At 76.6% G+C, this 1,288-nt stretch carries 1 protein-coding gene; it reads left to right on the top strand.

From position 1 onward, the window contains the following. The coding region (locus HW577_RS25145; protein WP_269769599.1) for a proton-conducting transporter transmembrane domain-containing protein at positions 1-1,288 on the top strand (1,288 nt) is incomplete at both ends.

Raw genomic sequence — 1,288 nt, 5'->3', positions numbered from 1 at the left:
GGCGGGCGCGCGGGCGGTTCAGGCGGGCACGGCGGGGGCGGGGCTGCTGATGCTGGTGGGCGGGGTCGGCGGCCTGCTCGGCGGGCCGGCGGCGCTCACCCTGCCCTTCGGCCCGCCCTGGGGACCGGCGCGCCTCGCGCTCGACCCGCTCTCGGCCTGGTTCCTGCTGCCGGTGGGTGTCGCGACGCTCTCGGCCGGGCTCTTCGCCCTGGGGGGCGTGCATGGGCCGGAGGCACCGCGCCGCCTCGTGCCCTGGCCGATCTTCCTGGCCGGCATGCTGGTCACCTTGCTCGCGGCGGACGGCTTCACCCTGCTGCTCGGCTTCGAGGCCATGTCGCTCGCCTCCTGGGCGCTCGTCGCGCATGACCATGGCCAGGCCGAGAACCGCCGCGCGGCCAGGCTCTATCTCGGCTTCGCCGGCTTCGGCGGGGTGGCGCTGGCGCTGGCGCTCGGCCTTTCGGGCGGTGCCGGCGGCGGGCTCGACTTCGCCGCGCTGCGCGATGCGCCGCCCGAGGGCCTGCGCGCTGCGGCGATCCTCGCGCTGGTGCTGGCCGGCGCGGGGTCCAAGGCCGGCATCGCGCCGCTGCATGTCTGGCTGCCGCTCGCCCACCCCGCGGCGCCGAGCCACGTCTCGGCCGTGATGTCCGGGGCGATGACGAAGGTCGCGCTCTATGTCGTGGCGCGCTTCGTCTTCGACCTGATGGGCCCGGCCCAGCCGGTCTGGATGGGCGCGCCGCTGGTCGCACTCGGCGCGGCCTCGGCCGTCATCGGCGCGCTGCGCGCGAACCTGGAGGAGGACGGCAAGACGCTGCTTGCCTGCTCCACCATCGAGAATGTCGGGTTGATCGCGATCGGCCTCGGCCTCGCATTGGCCTTCCGGGGGGCCGACCTGCCGGCGCTCGCCGCGGTCGCGGCGGCAGCGGCGCTGCTGCACGCGCTGAACCACGCCGCCTTCAAGAGCCTGCTGTTCCTCGCGGCGGGGGAGGTGCTGCACGGTGCCGGGTCCCGCCGGCTCGACCGGCTGGGCGGGCTGATCCACCGCATGCCGGTCACCGCCTGGGCGGCGCTGGTCGCGGTCGGTGCGGCGGCCGCGCTCCCGCCGCTGTCGGGCTTCGCATCGGAATGGCTGCTGCTACAGGCGCTGCTCGCCGCCTGGCGGGTGGGGGACCTCGCCTTCCAGATCGGCGCGGCGGCGGCGACCGCGCTCGCCGCGCTCGCCACCGCACTCGCCGCCGCCGCCATGGTGCGCTTCTGGGGGCTGGTGTTCCTCGGCCGGCCGCGCACGCCG

The organism is Neoroseomonas rubea, assembly GCF_016106015.1.
Lineage (GTDB): Bacteria > Pseudomonadota > Alphaproteobacteria > Acetobacterales > Acetobacteraceae > Neoroseomonas > Neoroseomonas rubea.
The sequence above is the reverse complement of the archived record's forward strand: the minus strand, read 5'-3'. Positions and strand labels throughout refer to the sequence as shown.